The 16,991-nt window shown below is 56.4% G+C and carries 15 protein-coding genes; 9 read left to right on the top strand and 6 right to left on the bottom strand.

The window, feature by feature from the left end; translation table 11 throughout:
- Positions 1-5: 5 nt before the first annotated feature.
- The 3 genes from KKG35_03555 to fliW all read left to right on the top strand — a co-directional run bounded on the left by KKG35_03555 (position 6) and on the right by fliW (position 4,115).
- Positions 6-3,317 carry a hypothetical protein gene (locus KKG35_03555; GenBank protein MBU1737190.1) on the top strand — a complete coding sequence of 1,104 codons (3,312 nt, stop codon included), beginning with the start codon at positions 6-8 and terminating at the stop codon, positions 3,315-3,317.
- A gap of 62 nt (positions 3,318-3,379) precedes the next feature.
- A complete protein-coding gene (gene csrA, locus KKG35_03550) occupies positions 3,380-3,625 on the top strand; it encodes a carbon storage regulator CsrA (protein ID MBU1737189.1) in 246 nt (81 codons plus the stop codon).
- Positions 3,582-4,115, top strand: coding sequence for a flagellar assembly protein FliW (gene fliW, locus KKG35_03545; GenBank protein ID MBU1737188.1), 534 nt, complete (start codon positions 3,582-3,584; stop codon positions 4,113-4,115). The genes csrA and fliW overlap by 44 nt, the downstream gene beginning before the upstream one ends.
- Positions 4,116-4,484: 369 nt before the next feature.
- Here fliW and KKG35_03540 read toward each other — a convergent pair whose 3' ends face one another.
- A complete protein-coding gene (locus KKG35_03540; protein MBU1737187.1) occupies positions 4,485-5,591 on the bottom strand; it encodes a hypothetical protein in 1,107 nt (368 codons plus the stop codon).
- Positions 5,592-5,810: 219 nt separating this feature from the next.
- Between KKG35_03540 and KKG35_03535 the strand changes: the two genes are divergently transcribed.
- Positions 5,811-5,909 (top strand): hypothetical protein, encoded by a 99-nt coding sequence (locus tag KKG35_03535; GenBank protein MBU1737186.1) that lies wholly within the window; start codon positions 5,811-5,813, stop codon positions 5,907-5,909.
- An 80-nt stretch (positions 5,910-5,989) separates the two neighbouring features.
- On the opposite strand, the gene flgM is transcribed toward KKG35_03535, so the two are convergent.
- Positions 5,990-6,307, bottom strand: coding sequence for a flagellar biosynthesis anti-sigma factor FlgM (gene flgM / locus KKG35_03530; protein ID MBU1737185.1), 318 nt, complete (start codon positions 6,305-6,307; stop codon positions 5,990-5,992).
- 228 nt (positions 6,308-6,535) lie between these two features.
- On the opposite strand from flgM, the gene polA reads away from it, so the two are divergent.
- The 5 genes from polA (at position 6,536) to KKG35_03505 (ending at position 13,785) form a co-directional block, all read left to right on the top strand.
- On the top strand, positions 6,536-9,226 hold the full coding sequence (polA, locus tag KKG35_03525; GenBank protein ID MBU1737184.1) for a DNA polymerase I: 2,691 nt from the start codon (positions 6,536-6,538) through the stop codon (positions 9,224-9,226).
- Between the two features lie 7 nt (positions 9,227-9,233).
- Positions 9,234-10,097, top strand: a complete 864-nt coding sequence (locus tag KKG35_03520) for a carboxypeptidase-like regulatory domain-containing protein (GenBank protein ID MBU1737183.1) — start codon at positions 9,234-9,236, stop codon at positions 10,095-10,097.
- Positions 10,094-10,351 (top strand): hypothetical protein, encoded by a 258-nt coding sequence (locus KKG35_03515; GenBank protein MBU1737182.1) that lies wholly within the window; start codon positions 10,094-10,096, stop codon positions 10,349-10,351. Before KKG35_03520 ends, KKG35_03515 begins: the two co-directional genes overlap by 4 nt.
- Positions 10,323-12,134, top strand: coding sequence for an AAA family ATPase (locus KKG35_03510; GenBank protein MBU1737181.1), 1,812 nt, complete (start codon positions 10,323-10,325; stop codon positions 12,132-12,134). The genes KKG35_03515 and KKG35_03510 overlap by 29 nt, the downstream gene beginning before the upstream one ends.
- A gap of 346 nt (positions 12,135-12,480) precedes the next feature.
- The gene (locus KKG35_03505) at positions 12,481-13,785 is read left to right on the top strand and encodes an NCS2 family permease (protein ID MBU1737180.1); all 1,305 of its coding nucleotides are present in this window, start codon (positions 12,481-12,483) and stop codon (positions 13,783-13,785) included.
- Between the two features lie 55 nt (positions 13,786-13,840).
- Here KKG35_03505 and lexA read toward each other — a convergent pair whose 3' ends face one another.
- The 4 genes from lexA to KKG35_03485 all read right to left on the bottom strand — a co-directional run bounded on the left by lexA (position 13,841) and on the right by KKG35_03485 (position 16,755).
- The gene (gene lexA / locus KKG35_03500; protein ID MBU1737179.1) at positions 13,841-14,488 is read right to left on the bottom strand and encodes a transcriptional repressor LexA; all 648 of its coding nucleotides are present in this window, start codon (positions 14,486-14,488) and stop codon (positions 13,841-13,843) included.
- Positions 14,489-14,498: 10 nt separating this feature from the next.
- Positions 14,499-15,716, bottom strand: coding sequence for an integron integrase (locus tag KKG35_03495; protein ID MBU1737178.1), 1,218 nt, complete (start codon positions 15,714-15,716; stop codon positions 14,499-14,501).
- Between the two features lie 621 nt (positions 15,717-16,337).
- Positions 16,338-16,541, bottom strand: a complete 204-nt coding sequence (locus KKG35_03490) for a hypothetical protein (GenBank protein MBU1737177.1) — start codon at positions 16,539-16,541, stop codon at positions 16,338-16,340.
- A 64-nt stretch (positions 16,542-16,605) separates the two neighbouring features.
- Complete coding sequence (locus KKG35_03485; GenBank protein MBU1737176.1) at positions 16,606-16,755, bottom strand: hypothetical protein; 150 nt, start codon at positions 16,753-16,755, stop codon at positions 16,606-16,608.
- Between the last annotated feature and the right edge of the window lie 236 nt (positions 16,756-16,991).

The following is a 16,991-nucleotide window of genomic DNA, read 5'->3' as shown; positions in this document are numbered from 1 at the left end:
ATCTTATGCGGGTGACAATGCGGACCATGTACCGGCAGATCATGACCAATCTCAATGGTCTGACCTATGATCTGAATTCGATCAACAACCGGATTTCCTCGGGCCGGGAGATGTCGAGGCTTTCGGATGATCCGGTCAGTCTGGTGGGGGCTCTGGGTTTCCGGACCTCGGTGCAGGAGATCGGCCAGTTCCAGGAAAACCTGCGTTTCGGCAACGATGTGATCGCCGCTTCGGAAAGCGCCCTGATGTCGACCAAGGAGCTGATTATCAGTGCCAAGACTCTTGCCCTGCAGGCGATCAACGCGAGCCAGACCACCGAGACCAGGCTGAACGCGGCATACGAAGCGCAGAACTTCTTCGAGCAGGCGATCGTTCTCGGCAACACCCAGGTCAACGGCAAGTACATCTTCGGCGGTTACCGGACCATCGGCTATACCGAGGTCGAGCCGACCCCGTTCGTCAAGGACCTGATGGACGGTTATTTTCTCGGCGGCAATGCGCAAGCCCCCCAGACCACGGCGCTGACCGGGACGGTGACCAATGCGGCCATCGCGGCGGGCGATCTCGCCGTCAACGGCAACGTGACCGGGGCAATCAATACTGCGGCCGCAGTCAATGGACTCAACATGACCAAGGCTGCCAACGCCAAAGCCGCGATCGAAGCGGCCGATCCGACGGTTTCAGTCGATCTCACCACCCTGAACGCGGGCGGGGTGGTGACCGCCGACCCGGTTGATCTGACCAATACCGAGGTCTTCATGTATCTGAACGATGTGCCGCTTACGGTCACGGTGGCCGACGGCGCCAATGCGGCGACCGTTGCCGCCACAACCGCTTTGGCGATCAATTCGATCAGTGACCGGACCGGGGTCCGGGCGGTGGTCGGTGACGGAACCAACGGCGGGGTCCTGAATTCGGTGGTGTTTTCCAATCTCCGGCCGGGCGATGAGTCAACAATCGAGGTCAGCGGCTATCAGGTGATCACCGCGGGCGGCGCGGCCCTCGGGTTCGGCAATTTTTCCCAGGCGGCCGACGCGACCCATAACACCGGGGAGATCTCGATCAGTTCCGCGCAGACCGTTGCCTTGACCAGTCCGAACAATCCGGCCGATGATTCGATCCTGACCGCCCTGGGCTTAGGCGGCGGCGCGGTCGGTTTTGCCGATGATGCGGCCGACGGCGTTCTCATCTATGGGGGGCGGGTTGTTGCCGGAGACCTGCTGGTCAACGGCCGGGCGGCGATCGCCGCGGTGGCCGACGGAATTTCCGATGTGATGGCGGATTCTTCGGCCGCTGCCCTGGCGGCAGTCATCAATACCGACAGTGCGACCACCGGGGTCCGGGCCGCCGTTACCCCGGTGTATCTGCGGGGGGCGAACGCGGTGGTCGGCGGGACCGAACAAACGGCGCTGGCCGGCACGGTCACCGCCAATGCGATAGCGGCCGGTGATCTTGAGATCAACGGCGTGGTGATCGGGGGGATCGCGGGCGCGGCGGCGGTCAACGGCTTGAATATGGGCAAGGCCTTCAACGCCAGGGAGGCGATCAACCAGCAGGCGACCGCCAGCGGGGTCCATGCGACTCTGACCACCCTTTCCGCGGGCGGGGCGGCTGCGGCCGGCACCCTGACCACGGTCAGTTTCAACCTGAACGGGGTGGCGGTCAGCTTCGACACCGATGCAACACCCGCCGACGATACCATCGATGCCATCAATGCGGTGTCGTCGCAGACCGGGGTCACGGCGGTCCTTGGTGACGGGACCAACGGTGGGGTCGCGGGCTCGGTGGTTTTGAGCAACACCCTGGCCGGGGACGAAACCGATATCGTCATCAGCGGCTATTCCGGCGGGCTCGGCACGGCCACCACCGGTCTTGCGAACGTGACCCAGGCGGTCGATGCAACCCATAACACCGGGCAGGTCGTGTTCCATTCCGACGCCCAGTTTACCCTGACCAGCCCCAACAATCCGACCGACGACCTGATTCTCGACGAACTCGGACTGGGCGGCGGAGTTCTCGTGACCGGAATCAGCGGCGATGCAGTGGATGACGGCATTCTTGTTTACGGTTCGACACCTTCGGTCCTGACCAGTGGCGATCTGATCATCAACGGGGTGGATATCTTCGATGTGCCCACCGCGATCATGGGCGAGGATGTGGACAATGCGCTGGTCGACGCGATCAACGCCAAATCGGCTTCAACCGGGATTTCCGCGACCCGGAACGGCATCGGCGCCCTGATCCTTTCCGCCGCCGACGGCAGGAACCTGCATGTAGAGACTTCCGGGATCGGGGAAACGGTCACCCGGCTGAACGGCGGCACTCCGCCGGTCGCCCAGGACAGGATCTATTACGGCTCTGTCCATCTTCAGTCGGACAGGCGTTTTACCCTCGAAACCACGCCCACCGCGGGCGGTTATGAACCGGGGCTTGCCGCCTATTCCTTATCCGGCGGCGCGGCCGTGAGCGGGGAAGTGACCGACGTGGCCGGGGACGGCAGGATCGACGCGGTCACCATCCGTCAACAGGACGGCTCCGTCCGTTATGCCGGTGACCGGCTGGGGGACCTGGAAATAAAAGTCGGCGGGGTTACGACCCTCACGGTGGGGAAGAACGGTCAGGACGCCCTGGCGGCGACCGGGGTCTTCACCGGTCTGAAAAGTTTTGAAAACGCCCTGCGGGCCGAGAAATTCAGAGAGGTCACCAGCGGCTACGCCGCAACCTCGCCTGCCGAAACCATCTCCGGCGGCAATTCCGGGCTGGCGCGGGCCGACGAGCTGAATAACGGCACCTTCCGGATCACGATCACTGACGATCTCTACAACTCGACCTTCATCACCTCCATCCCGGTGAACGGGACCTACGACAGCCTGGAGGACGTGGCGGCCAGGATCGACGGGGTGCCGTATCTGACCTCCTATGTCGACAGTAACGGCTACTTGCAGGTTGCGACCACCGATCCGACCAGGTTTTCGCTGCGCATGGACGATGAGACCGGCAATTTCCTGCAGGTGATGGACATCGACGTGGACCGCTTTCAGGTCAAGGCGATTGAAAATTCCATCGCCGACATGGATGTGCTGATGGATACCCTGACCAAACAGATCTCTGATTTCGGGGCGAAGTCCAATCGGATCACGATCCAGACCCAGATCTTCGACACCCTTGAAGTCAGCAGCAAGGAGAGTCTTTCGGAGCTTCAGGATACCGATGTGGTCAAGGCGATCATGGACCTCCGGGCCAAGGAGTTCGCCTACGAGGCGGCGTTGAATTCGGCGTCCAAGGTCATGCAGATGAGCCTTGTGGATTTCCTGTAAGGTGGATAGAATCATGGCATTGCACTGTTTTTTTGGGATAACTGCCAGGGAGGGCGAAGGCAATGCTGGTACTGTCAAGAAAGGCCGGAGAGGCGATCGTCGTCGGCGACGATATCACATTAAGGATTCTTGAGGTCAAGGGAGGTCTGGTCAGAATCGGGATCGAGGCCCCGGAGGAGGTGAGCATCCACCGGGAAGAGGTCTTCAAAAAGATTCTCGACGAAAATCTCAAGGCGGCCAGTGAGGCGCCTGCCGATCTTGCTGATGTCCTGGACGTCTTTGACGGGCGGGGGACGAAAAAACAGTAGGGCCGGTTCACCAGCAACAGTTTTACCGGAGGCGGAAGACGTGGAAGCGGCAACCCAGAGACATGCAATAGTCAGCACCACCAGGTTCGGCGATCTTGAAATTGACCAGGAGCGGGTGATCACGATGACCGCCCCGTTCTGGGGATTTCCCGGATCGACCCGGTTTTTCCTGCAGAGCCACAGCGGCAATTCACCCCTGATGTGGCTGCAGTCCATAGATGATCCGGCGTTGGCCTTTGTGGTGGTGCCGCCGGCGGTGATCGACCGGGAGTTCAAGCCGCCGATTACCGGGCCGGTCAGAAAGGAGCTCGGGATAGACCGCGACGGTGATCTGGACGTGCTGGTGATCCTGACTGTGCCCGCCGGCCGACCCAGGGAGATGACCGCGAACCTCCTTGCCCCGGTGGTGATCAACGTCCGGAAGCGTCTTGCCAAGCAGGTCCTGCTCGACCCGGTGCAGTACGACCCGTGCTGGCCGGTGTTCGGGTAAAATAAAAAGCTCAACTTTCTGAGTTTGTTTAATCTCCCGATAAAGCTTAAGTTGAGCAGCTGGCCTGCTCGTACGAGACTTATACTCGCAGGGTGAAATAAAGAGATTTTGGCGATTTTTCGTGCCTGTGTTCTACAAGAAGCCAGAAGCCAGAAGCCAGGAGTCAGAAGCCAGAATGACTGATTTTAAAGCTTTTCTCCTGGCTTCTGACTCCTGGCTTCTGAATTCTCATAATGGAATGCCACCATGCCTCTCAATTAATTTATAACAGCAAATCAACACCATAAGACAAGTCGGAAAGTTGAGTAAAAAGGTTCCGGAACACAGATTGGTCCCGGAACCTTTTATATTATGGACCGGTATTAGATCTTACTCCAGCATGTCGTCGATTTTCATGGCCGGGGAAGCGGCGGCAACGGCGGCGCCGGTTGCATCCTCATTGAGCTGGAAATGGATGTCCAGCTGGTCGAGGGAATTTGCCAGCATCCCCTTGAGAAGTTGCCTGATATCTTCATCATCGATCTCGTCCAGCAGTCCGAATACCTGCAGCAATGCGTTGTCCGGAGATATTTTGATGCCCCTTACCTTGCCGTCCCTGAAGGTGAAAGGGGACGTGAAGTCGTTGCCTTTCTGGAGCTTGTTGATGAACATGGAGTAGCTGTCCGGGGAGTTGATCTCGACCAGTTCCAGAAAATTATTGACGGCGAGGATGACCAGGTCGATCTCGGGGCTGTTGTCATCCACCAGATCGATTCCTACCTGCAGCGTACTCAACCGGTCGAGGAACTCCCGGACAAATTCCCCTTTGATCACATCGCCATGCTGCGGCGCGATGATTTCCGGAAACGGGTTCAGCATATTGATCCGCTCCACGGTTTTCCGGACCGCCCGGGAGGAGGGCATGTACAGTTCGTGAAACAGCTTGATCCCCTCCCAGGAAGTATCATCGGCGTAAATTCCCGCCCCTTTGCGGGTATTCACCCCGCCGAGAAAGTCCCCGGTAAAAAGCACTCTGCTCTCCAGGTCATAGAGCATCATCGCTCCCCGGAAATGACAATAGCGGGCCGGGACAAAGCGAAAGCGGTGCCCGGATCTCTTGAGATGAATGAAATAGGAATCAAAGCTCTCGACGGTCCGGACCCTGTTTTCGGGAAGCCCGTACATCTTGACCAGGCGCCAGGTGTCGACCGAACAGATCAGGTAAGAATTCGGCGCCGAGGCCATGATCGTCGAGATATTGGCCGTCAGGTCCGGGTCCTGGTGGCTGAGAAAAATCAGATTGGTCTGCTTGATTCCTCCGGCCTTTTCCTTCATCATCGGCAGCAACGTCGCCATGTCGAGCTTTGTGCCGGGATCGAACAGCATGTTCGCCGCCTGGCCGTCCTTGCCGACGAATCTTTTCAGATAGATATTCCGGTGAAAGTCATCTTCGCTGCTGCGGATCAAATAGAACTCTCTCCCAATTTCATGAATCAAGGCTCTCCCTCCTCTTGTAAGTTGTTTTGCCCGTGGGTGTGAAATTCACGGTTTCGCCCCTGGTTTCTAGTAAGACAAATTTTGTCCGATATGTTACGGCTTATCTTATTACATCTGCCACTATCACTGTCAACAGTTTCCGGGGTTTGCGGTAATTGTTCAGTAAAAAAAATGTCGATCGGTGCCGGCTATTTTTTTTGATGAAAATGCTTTCGGCGGATCAGGATCGGTGATTATCGGGTGGTCTATCAGATTGTCGATCAGGAGGTTCTGATCCTGGTCATTCGGGTGGCGCTTCGGGGAAAAGGGGATCGATAGCCCGGGTGATCCGGCGTAAGGATAAAAAAAAACCCGATCGGGAGATCCCGCCGGGTTTTTATGCTGTATGTCGGAGAATATTACTGCTTCATGGAGTCAGTCAGCAGGCTCACCAGCATCCTGTCCGCCACCTCATTGGGATCGACCTGATATTCACCCCGTTCGATCCGGCCTTTGATCTCTTCGATCCGCTCGGCCCTCACGGTCGGCGTGCTGTCTAGGATCTGGCGAATTGTTCCTGCCTCGCGGGAGTTTGCAGAGAGCTGGACGGTGTCGGTTCCGCCGGTGGCCGTGGTTTCCGGAGGTTTCCCCTCGGCTTTGGCATCACCGCCTTTTTTCACCTCGACCCTGCTTTCAGTCCTGGCCTTGTTCTGTGGGTAGATGCTGTTCAGTTTCATAATGTTGCTCCAAGAAAAATAGCTTCTTTATGCTATCTGTAATGCCTGAAAAGGGAGAGAATTTCAACTGGTTTTATCTTCTCCTGAATATACTATCGGCATATTGATCCTAAACTTGAAAATTATTTTTCCAGTTGGTTTGCAATTCTCTGCCCAACTGGTACAAAAACTGATATCACTGGTTTTCACCGATAGTCACCTTGCAAATTTGAAGAGCGGGAAGTGTTCATGACTGAAAAAGTATATCTGATCGACGGCAGCGCCTATATCTACCGGGCCTATCACGCCGTGGCCCCGCTTACCAACAGTTCCGGTCTGCCCACCCACGCCGTGTATGGATTTGTCAATATCCTGCTGCGGGTGATCCGGGAAAAATCCGCCAAATATCTTGCGGTGGCCTTCGATATGAAAGGACCGACCTTCAGGCATGAGATGTACGGCGAGTACAAGGCCAACCGGCCGCCGATGCCGGAGGATCTTGCCTGCCAGATTCCCTACGTGCGGGATATTGTCGGGGCGTACAATATCACCTGTCTGGAACGGGCGGGTTTCGAGGCCGACGACCTGATCGCCTCGGCGGCGAGGGCGCTGGAGAAGAAGGGACTGGAAGTGGTCGTGGTCAGCGGCGACAAGGACCTGCTGCAGCTGGTTTCCGAACGGATAACGGTCTGGGAGCCGATGCAGGACAGGGTGATGGGGCCGCAGGAGGTGGCTGCCAAATACGGCATCCCGGTGGCGGGTCTTCTCGATTACTTCTCGCTGGTCGGCGACAGCTCCGACAATATCCCCGGGGTGCCGGGAGTCGGGCCGAAAACCGCCGCCACCTTGATTGGTGAATACGGCACCCTGGAGTCTCTCTATGAGAAAATTGCCGAGGTCGACAAGAAGAAGCTCGCGGAAAAACTTGCCGCCAACCGGGAAGAGGCTTTCCTGTCCCGCGACCTGATCCGGCTGAAGGAGGATCTTGAGATCCCGGATCGCGCCGAAGGGTATCTGATTCCCGAACCCGACAACGACAAGCTCCGGGAGCTCTTCACCTTTCTCGGGTTCACGAGGCTTTTAAAGAGCCAGGTCGAGAACCCGAACCTCGATCCGAAAGGGTATCGATTGGTCGGGGATGCCGGGGAATTGAAGAAGATCTGTAAAAAGCTCGGCGCGGCGCAGGCCCTGGTCGTCGATACCGAAACCACCTCCCTCGACACCCTGACCGCGGAACTGGTCGGCATCTCGCTCTGCGCGGATGAAAAGGAGGCCTTCTATGTTCCCACCGGTCATCGGCGGGAAGACGGCTCCCGGTGCCCCGGCCAGCTGACGATTGAGGAGGCGCTCGGGATCTTGCGGCCGCTCCTGGAAGATCTGCGGCTGCCGAAGATCTGCCACAATCTTAAATTCGATTACGGGGTCCTCGCCACCCACGGGGTGACCATGAAGGGGCCGTTGTACGATACGATGATCGCCTCTTACCTGCTCGATCCCTCCCGGCGCTCCCACAAGCTCGATGATCTCTGCGGCGAGATCCTGCAGGTCAGGATGACTCCCTTTTCCGAGGTGGTCGGCGGTGATAAAAAGGGGAGCAAGAAGAAAGATGAGGCCAACTTCGCGCTGGTCGACATCGCGGTTGCCAGGGATTACTCCTGTGAAGACGTCCATGGAACGTATCTTCTCTGGGAGCATTTCCGGCCGCAGCTCGAAGCGCTCGACCTCTGGGATCTTTTTGCGGAAGTCGAGATGGCGCTGGTCCCGATCCTGTCGGGCATGGAGCGGACCGGGATCCTGGTTTCGCAGCAGGAACTTGAGACGCTCACCGGGGAATTCGGGGCAACTCTTGCCGATATGGAACGGGAGATCTATCGCCTGGCCGGGGAGGAATTCAACATCAATTCCCCGAAACAGCTGGGCGAGATCCTCTTTGAAAAACTGAACCTGCCCCACGACCGGAAGACCAAGACCGGGTACTCCACCGACGCGAACGTCCTCGAAAAACTCGCCAACTACCACGACCTGCCTGCGGCGGTGATCAATTACCGAAACCTGGCCAAGCTGAAGTCCACCTATGCCGACCGGCTGCTGGAGCTCGTTCATCCGAAAACCGGCCGGGTCCACACCTCGTTCAACCAGACGGTCACCACCACCGGCAGGCTTTCGAGCAGTGACCCGAACCTCCAGAACATCCCGATCAGGACCCCGGAAGGGCAGCGGATCAGGCAGACCTTCATCCCCGAAAAAGGGGATCTTCTGCTGGGCGCCGATTATTCCCAGATCGAGCTGCGGGTCCTCGCCCATTATTCCGGCGACCACGCCCTGGCTGACGCCTTTCTCTCCGGCCGCGACATCCATGCAGAGACCGCCGCCGAGGTATTCCGGGTCAGTCCGGCCTTTATCACCCCCCAGATGCGAAGGGTCGCGAAGACCATCAACTTCGGCATCGTCTACGGGATCAGCGCCTTCGGCCTTTCAAGCCAGCTCCACATCAGCAGGAAGGAGGCGGCGACTTTTATCGAACGCTATTTCGCCCATTATGCCGGGGTTAAAAAGTATATGGAGGAGATCGTCGAGCGGGCCCGGCAGGACGGCTACGTGGAAACCCTGTTGAAACGCCGCCGACCGTTGCCGGACATCGGAAGCGCGAACAAAAACACCCGGGAATTTGCCGAACGGACCGCGATCAACACCCCGATCCAGGGCACCGCGGCCGACATCATCAAGCTTGCGACCATCGCGGTGGACCGGCGATTGAAGGCAGAAAATCTCCCGGCCCGGCTTCTCCTGCAGATCCATGACGAGCTGGTTTTCGAAGTGGCGGAAAACAAGGTGGAAAAGGTCTCCGCGCTGGTGAAAGAGGAGATGGAATCGGTCATGAAGCTGGCCGTGCCCCTGGTGGTCAACGTGGCGTGCGGCAAGAATCTCGCCGAAACATGAAAGTATAATGATATCAGATTCTTACATCGGAAAGGTCTGCCCGGCCCTCTCGCTGGTCATTCTGTCGCTGCTGCTTCTCGCGGGGAATGCGGCTGATGCGGCAGAGCTGCCGGCCGAGGTCGGCGGTGTGGTCACCGTTGCCGGGACTCCTTTGCAATCGGGATGGCTGGCCCTTTTCAGGGCGGATCAGTCCTGTGCCCCTGATACCAGAGGGGTGAACAGGGTCCCTGATGCCGTTGCAAAACTCAATGGCGAGGGCAGGTTCCGGGTCGAATTGAGCCCCGGCCTCTTTTTTATCGGGGCAGTCCTGGATAGCGGTCTCGCATACGGGGGAACCTTTTCCGCCAGTGACCGATTCTATCTTGCCGCCGATGGTGAAGCGGGTGGCATAAGGTATGCGGTCGGACCGGGTGAAAAGATCGATTTCGGCACAATCGCCATCTCGGCGACCGACAGGAGCGGCGATGACGGGCAGCTCTTCACTGTCCAGGGCCTGATCAGTACGGAGAGGGGAGAACCTGTTCCCGGGGCAATGGTGATGGCCAAGAGGGCTTTTGACGATCTGAAGCCACGATTTGTCTCAAGACCTGTCGACAGTTCCGGAAAGTATCTCTTGAAACTTACTCCCGGCGAATACCTGCTTGTTGCCAGAATGAACGGGACAAGTTTCGGCAGGCCCCGCGCGGGAGAACTCTTCGGAGTATACGGGGAAACACGGGAGGTCGGCCTTCAGGGGAATTTCAGGAACGTGTATGGGCGGGAAGCGATGGTCGTGGGTGAAGCAGGGGCTCATTTCGTCAACAAGGACATCGTCATGTTCACCATTCCCGACCCGGAAAAGATCAAAGAACTCCGGCAGCAGGCGAAATGAGCGGAAGAACCCTCTTTATCCTGGCGGCGCTGCTTTTCACCGCATGTGCTCCTGCCGGTAACAATATCGTTTCCCTGATGGTGAAAACCGGGGAAAGTTCGATCGACTACCGGCAGGGTTATCTGGATGGCTGCGGATCCGGCCGGGCGGCGAAGGGTGATGCAAATCATATCCACTTTAAGGATCTGACAAGGTATAATGGCGCTTACCGGCAGGGCTGGGATGATGCCTTTGCCCTGTGCGGTCAACCATAGGGAGGTTTGCGTGGAACTGGATCTGAAATTACAGGAATTCTACCAGAATAACCTGCAGGAGACCTCGCTGGAGGGGGCCACTCTCAAGGGGCGGTGCCCGTTCTGTGAGAGGAGGGGCAGGGAAAAGGCAGGCACCATTGTGGTGTTTTTAAACGCCGCAGGCTATTTCACCGGTTATTTCCGTTGTCTCTCCCGCTGTGTCCCCGGCGGTTTCGCCCCCCACTTCGCACGTTTGCTGGCGTTGGACCCCGAGCTGGTGCCGGGGTACGATCCGGATCGGGCGCCATACATCCAGCAGGTTGTGCTGCCCATCACCAATATCAATCAGGAGATCCCGAAATTCCAGGCGAGCATCACCAAAGAGATCAGCGACTATTTCGCCGGAATCGGGGTCGGCGCGGCCACTCTCGCCGAGCTGAAGGTCGGGTTCAACGGCCGCTATATCGTCTATCCCTATTTCCAGCAGAACTCCTGCAGCTATGTGGCGCGCTGTGTTTCCCATAAGAAATCCGGGGAGCTGTTCTGGCATGGCGACGAGAATTTCTCCACCGGCGGCCTGCAGATCTTCAATCTCCCGGACATCGAATATTGCGAAGACGGCACCATCTTTGTCGTGGAAGGGGAGGAGAACCTGCTCTGTCTCCGGGAGCTCGGGTTTCCGGGAGTTGCGGTGCCGAATGCCGCTGATCTTGCCGAGATTGATGTCGCCCGTTTTGCCAATGTCCGCAATGTTTTTCTGGTGGTCAACAACAGCCAGGAATCGGAGGTCGCGGCGCGGAGCTTTGCCTCACGGCTCGGCTTCAAGGCGAGGATCTTCCAGTGGCCGTTCGGCCAGGAGCGGGATTTCAACCTGGCGCGGCTCGCCCGGACGGAGCCCGGTAAATTGAGCGAAACCGTCACCGGAATGATCAAGTCGGCCCGGGCCTTTTCCCCCTTCGGCTCCCCGAAACGGGAATTCCGGATCTTCCGGGAAGAGCTGGAGCGCCAGAAATCTGCCGAGTTTCAGGACCTGAAAACCGGTCTGCCCGGCTTTGACCAGGCGCTCGGCGGGGTGCACGGGATCAACATCATCGGCGGCGCTCCCAAGGCGGGCAAGTCGACCCTGGCCATGCAGTTTGCCACCGGGATGGCCGCGCGAAAGGTGCCGGTGATCTATTACGATTTTGAAAACGGCCGCCAGAAGGTGTACCAGCGGACCATTGCCCGATTGGGGAAGGTGCCGGTGGCAAGTTTCGTCGCAGGCAGCCCCGAGGGCGACGAAAAGGAGAGGGTTGCCGGAGCGGAAAAGGAGCTGCGGGCGATCCTCGAGTATTTCCGGGTGGTCAACGACCGCAAGCTCTCGCCGGAGATCATGCGGCGGCATATCGATTTTCTCCGTCATGAGAGCAGGCGGGACGATATCGTGATCGTCATCGACAGTCTGCACAAGCTGCCGTTCAAGGATTTTTCCGAACGCCGGACCGGGATCGACGCCTGGCTCCGGGAGTTCGAATCGATCCGGGACGAGCACCAGGCAGCATTCCTGGTCCTCTCCGAGCTGAACCGCCAGGCGGAAGACCGCTACGACGGAGTGCCGCACATGGGGATGTTCAAGGGCTCCGGCGACATCGAGTACACCGCCGACAACGCCCTCGTTTTCCTGCCCGAGTGGGACCCGGTGAAGCAGAGCGCGGAGTCGGAAAGGGTCAACTCCCTGTGGCTCGTTGCCAGCCGTGAACACAGCCCGGGGCTGGTGGCGCGGTATCGGTTTGATTATCCGTACTGGGGGTTTTTAGAAGAGTGAAGAAATAACAATGTAAAATGCAAAATGAAAAATGCAAAATGAAGAATGTGAAATGCAAAATGTAAAATGCGAGGTGCGAGGTCGAGGAGTGGATTGTAGACTCATGCTTGTCATTCCGGGTCGGATAGCGTAGACTTCGTGCCCGGAATGACTGAATCGTACAAAATTCAATCAAATCAACATGTTAAGTTGTTGCGTCAGGCGTCCGGGTGGTTTATTTTTCTCCTGGCTCCTGGCTCCTGGCTCCTGGCTCCTGGCTCCTGGCTCCTGGCTCCTGGCTCCTGGCTCCTGGCTCCCGGCTCCCGGCTCCCGGCTCCCGGCTTTAGCATGAAGAACATCGGAAACCATGAACTCCATCACCGGATTTTTCGAACTCGAACAGCATAAAACCACGGTCGGCCGGGAATTTGTCGGGGGGTTGACCACCTTTCTGACCATGGCCTATATCATCTTCGTCAATCCGGCCATTTTAAGCGCCGCCGGGATGGACAAGCCGGCCCTGATCACCGCCACCTGCCTGGCCGGATTTTTCGGCACCCTGCTGATCGGGCTCTGGGGCAGGGTCCCTTTTGCGATGGCCCCCGGGATGGGACTGAACGCCTTTTTTACCTATACCCTGGTCCTCGGCCAGGGACTGAGCTGGCAGACCGCGCTCGGGGTGGTCTTTGTTTCCGGGGTGCTGTTCCTGGTCCTGACCGTGGTCGGGATCCGGGAGAAGATCGTCAATGCGATTCCTGCGGGTTTACGGATTGCCGCCGCAGCCGGGATCGGGCTTTTTATCACCTTTATCGGCATGAAGAACCTGGGGCTGATCGTGGCAAGCAAGCCAACCCTGGTGGCGATGGGTGAGCTGACCCGGCCGGTGCTGCTCGGGCTTTTCGGGCTTACGGTGATTGCGGTGATGGAGGTGAAGAAGGTCCGGGGGGCGATTCTCCTCGGGATTCTCGCCACCGCCCTCCTCGGGATTGTCTTCGGCGAGGTGCGGATGGTGGGGAGCCTCGTATCGACGCCGCCGTCGCTTGCGCCGCTTTTCTTCAAGCTCGATATCCTCGCCTCGCTCAAATGGGGCCTTGCCGGGGCGATCTTCTCCTTCATGTTCGTCGATCTCTTTGATTCCATCGGCACCATTGTCGCCTGTTCGTATGAGTCGGGTCACGTGGAGCCGGACGGCACCATCCGGAATATCGACCGGATGCTCGAGGCAGACGCAATCGCCACCATCGCAGGCGCGCTCATCGGTACCAGCACCACAACCACCTATATCGAATCGGCCTCGGGAATCGCCGATGGCGCCCGGACCGGACTCGCCTCGGTCTGCACCGCCGGGTTCTTCCTCCTCGCCCTTTTCTTCGCCCCGCTGATCGGCGCCGTGCCCTCCTTTGCCACGGCCCCGGCCCTGATCGTGGTCGGGGTGTTCATGTTCAGGAGTATCAAAGAGATCGATTTTGCCGATTTCCGGATGGCCCTGCCAGCCTTTCTGACCATCGTCCTGATGCCGCTCACCTTCAGCATCGCCACCGGGCTTACCGTAGGCTTCCTCTCCTATGTGGTGATCTCCGCACTGAGCGGCAGGGCAAAAGAGGTCTCCCCGGTCATGTGGCTGATCGGCCTGCTCTCGCTCGTCAACCTGCTGATTACCAGCAGCAATTGACTCTCTCAGCTTTGAACAAGCCTCCATTTCCCGATGGTTTGTCGGGAAACGAATATCACAAAATGGGATTCACCGGACCACGTTGGAGGCCGATGACCTTCCCCTGGATCAGTACCTCGCCGAAATTGTACAGTAATGGCTGGTGTTGAGCGCTTTCAGGTCGCAATTCAATATGGTCCGGATGCAGGAAAAATCGTTTCACGGTGGTTTCCTCATGCTCGATCAGCGCCACCACGATTTCGCCGTTTTCGGCATATTGCCGGGGTTCGCAGAGGACCAGATCCCCCGGCAGAATCCCGGCATCTTTCATGGAGTCACCCTGGACCCGCAGAGCAAAGAGATTGTCTCCCCGGTAGATATCGCCATCGACAATGACCGAGCCGTCCCATTCCTGCTGTGCATATAAGGGCAGGCCGGCGGCAACCCTGCCGACGATCGGCACCTCCCGGAAACGCTGGCGTTTCAATTGTCCCGTGGTGACACCTTCCCCCCCGGCAAGCACCGTGATTTCCCGGCCATAACGTCCCTCCCGGCGAATGCATCCCTTTTGTTCCAGGGTTTTTATATATTGGCCGACTGCGGCATGGCTGATCCCCAATGCCGCCGCCGTTTCCCGTAAGCTGGGGGCAAAGCCCCGGCCGGTAATTTCCGCCATCAGGTATTCAAGAACGCGCTGTTGCTTTGGCGTCAGCAGGTTACGCATGAACTGGCTCCTATCGAGATTTTTTTCGGGGCAAAAGAACTGCCTTTGCTTTCTTCGGTCGGTCGGCCGGGCTTTTCACCGCAATGCCCGGTCGATTGAGTACGTGGGTGTAAATCATGGTGGTTGAGACATCGGCGTGGCCGAGTAGCTCTTGGACGGTGCGGATATCATAACCGTCTTCCAGGAGATGGGTTGCGAACGAGTGGCGCAGAGTATGACAGCTTCCCTGTCTAGTCAGACCGTTTTCCCGCACCGCCCGTTTCACGGCTTTCTGCAAGGTGGTGTCGTTGACATGATGCCTGCGCACTTTGCCTCCTCTTGGATCAATGGAAAGATTGGCCGAAGGGAAGACGTATTGCCAGCCCCAGGCCGTGAGATCATTCGGATATTTCCTTGCGAGGGCCGTGGGAAGATACACTTCTCCATGACCATTTTTCAGGTCCGCATCGTGTAGTTCCTTGACCCGCTGCAGATGTTCCCGGAGAGGTTCCTGGGAACGCTCTGGCAAGACCGTGACTCTGTCCTTGTCACCCTTGCCTCGAACCAGAAGCTGTTGGCGTTCAAAATCAATATCCTTGACCCGCAAACGAATACACTCAGTAAGTCGCAACCCACTCCCGTATAATAGACCGGCCATCAGGCCGACAGTGCCTTCGATTGCCTCCAGCACCTGGTCTACTTCGTCCTTGGTAAAGACCACCGGCAGCCGTTGTGGCTTTTTGGGTTTTGCATAGGCCCCAATTTCCCCAAGTGGCTTTTCGAGGACTTTGTCATAAAGAAATACGAGGGCGTTAAGAGCCTGTCGTTGAGTGTTCCCGGCCACCTCTCGCCGGGTGGCCAGATATTCAAGATATCTGTTAACTTCCTCTGGGCCTGCGGAATCCGGCTCTTTTAAATTAATGAAATTTATGTATCGGCAGATCCACTCCAGGTATGTCTTTTCGGTTTTATAGGCATAATGCAAGGTTCGCAAAACGGTTCTGGTTTTGTCAAGAAGACCAGGGCAGCGCAAAGCAACTCCATTATAATTTGTGGTATCCTTAAATTTGTTTGGCGCATCAGAGCCGGGGAATATTTTTTTCAGAGAATCAGATGCTTTTGCTGAATCATCAAGACGAACCGGCCAGGGGCTGGCCCAAGGTAATTTCAGGCAGACTTCAAACAGCAGTCGGAAAGAATCATTAACCTGTTCCAGCTGCCAGACCTGATATTTATTCCGAGAAACCATAAGATTCAGATAAGATTGAATCTCATCGCCGGTCATGATGTTTAATGGCTTATCAGGAAAGGTCTTTTCAAGACTTTTGACCCAATGACAATAAAATTCAACCACCTTTTTGGATTTCACCTGCGCTCCAACTGTTGCTCTGTATTTTTTGCTTAATCCCGCATCCATGTCTTCATCCTCCCGTAAAAACCTCACAGCTAGGTTGCGTAAACAGTGTTTAATTACTCGCACATTGTATTTACCATTGTCAATATTTTTTTTACATTGAGATGCAATTTGCAAAATGATTCCGCCTTTTCCAATAGGTACGGATTCCGCCTATCCCAATAGGTGAGACTTCCGCCCATTCCAATAGGTTGGACTTCCGCCTATTACAGCAAAAATCCAGCGCGGCAAAAGGAGTAAAGCCAAACAAAAATCAAGACCTGAACCTTCTCTTGTTGACAAGAGAGGATCTCTCTGATTCATTGACAGGAAAGAGTATTTGTAGGATAGGGAAAGGAGCCAGCGATTCCCAGGAATTACTGGTCAAGCTTAATGAAGGCGCCGTCCGATTGTAAGTCCAAAGTGATAGGTTACCATCCGCCTATTCCAATAGGTCAGGCGTCCGCAGACTTGATGTTATGCAAAGCACTCGCACATAATCGCACCAGTTTTTTCATTGGTTGGGCAACCACACTCCGGGCAAAAGAATATCTTGCCAGTGCCAACAAATGGCTTGTCATCGCAACTTTTTACAAATTTAACCACCGAACCATTTTGCATAACAATTTTATCCAGCGGAACGCTAGAACGTCCGTTCTCTGTGGTATTTTCTTGTCTCATAATATCTCCTTGGTTATTGTTATTCCAGCGAGTGCGCCCGCTGATAATGGCGTTATGTGTAAAATTATTCTTCAACCACAACGTCAACCATTGAACATTGTTTGATTAGGTTCCCATCCCACAGATCATCCATAATATAGTCAGGGTCACATTCTTTGTAATTTTCAACAGTTTCTTCATCATCAATCACTAAGGTGATAAAAATTTGTGCCATGATAATCATCCTCGAAATCACATAACAATAAAATTAAGCAGACGCCGAGAACGTCCGCGCCAAATCTGCACCAAAGAGGCGGCGCAGCTTATTTAAAGCGTTGTGTGTCTAAACAAAAATGGAAGCAAGCATCGATAATATAGAAACAATAGGCATTAGGCCATTGTATAAATTTTTTGCATATACAGGCCTTATAGTTGCTCCGTTTGGAATATGGTTATGGCTACCAATTTCTT

The sequence above is a fragment of the Pseudomonadota bacterium genome, from assembly GCA_018823285.1.
GTDB lineage: Bacteria > Desulfobacterota > Desulfobulbia > Desulfobulbales > JAGXFP01 > JAHJIQ01.
This window is presented reverse-complemented; position numbering and strand designations above follow the sequence as displayed.

Excerpts from the sequence above, each read along its gene's own strand:
- KKG35_03555 (MBU1737190.1), top strand. The coding sequence starts at position 6 with ATGCGGGTGACAATGCGGACCATGTACCGGCAGATCATGACCAATCTC.
- csrA (MBU1737189.1), top strand. The coding sequence starts at position 3,380 with ATGCTGGTACTGTCAAGAAAGGCCGGAGAGGCGATCGTCGTCGGCGAC.
- fliW (MBU1737188.1), top strand. The coding sequence starts at position 3,582 with ATGTCCTGGACGTCTTTGACGGGCGGGGGACGAAAAAACAGTAGGGCC.
- flgM (MBU1737185.1), bottom strand. The coding sequence starts at position 6,307 with ATGAAACTGAACAGCATCTACCCACAGAACAAGGCCAGGACTGAAAGC.
- polA (MBU1737184.1), top strand. The coding sequence starts at position 6,536 with ATGACTGAAAAAGTATATCTGATCGACGGCAGCGCCTATATCTACCGG.
- KKG35_03520 (MBU1737183.1), top strand. The coding sequence starts at position 9,234 with ATGATATCAGATTCTTACATCGGAAAGGTCTGCCCGGCCCTCTCGCTG.
- KKG35_03515 (MBU1737182.1), top strand. The coding sequence starts at position 10,094 with ATGAGCGGAAGAACCCTCTTTATCCTGGCGGCGCTGCTTTTCACCGCA.
- KKG35_03510 (MBU1737181.1), top strand. The coding sequence starts at position 10,323 with ATGCCTTTGCCCTGTGCGGTCAACCATAGGGAGGTTTGCGTGGAACTG.
- KKG35_03505 (MBU1737180.1), top strand. The coding sequence starts at position 12,481 with ATGAACTCCATCACCGGATTTTTCGAACTCGAACAGCATAAAACCACG.
- lexA (MBU1737179.1), bottom strand. The coding sequence starts at position 14,488 with ATGCGTAACCTGCTGACGCCAAAGCAACAGCGCGTTCTTGAATACCTG.
- KKG35_03495 (MBU1737178.1), bottom strand. The coding sequence starts at position 15,716 with ATGGTTTCTCGGAATAAATATCAGGTCTGGCAGCTGGAACAGGTTAAT.
- KKG35_03490 (MBU1737177.1), bottom strand. The coding sequence starts at position 16,541 with ATGAGACAAGAAAATACCACAGAGAACGGACGTTCTAGCGTTCCGCTG.
- KKG35_03485 (MBU1737176.1), bottom strand. The coding sequence starts at position 16,755 with ATGGCACAAATTTTTATCACCTTAGTGATTGATGATGAAGAAACTGTT.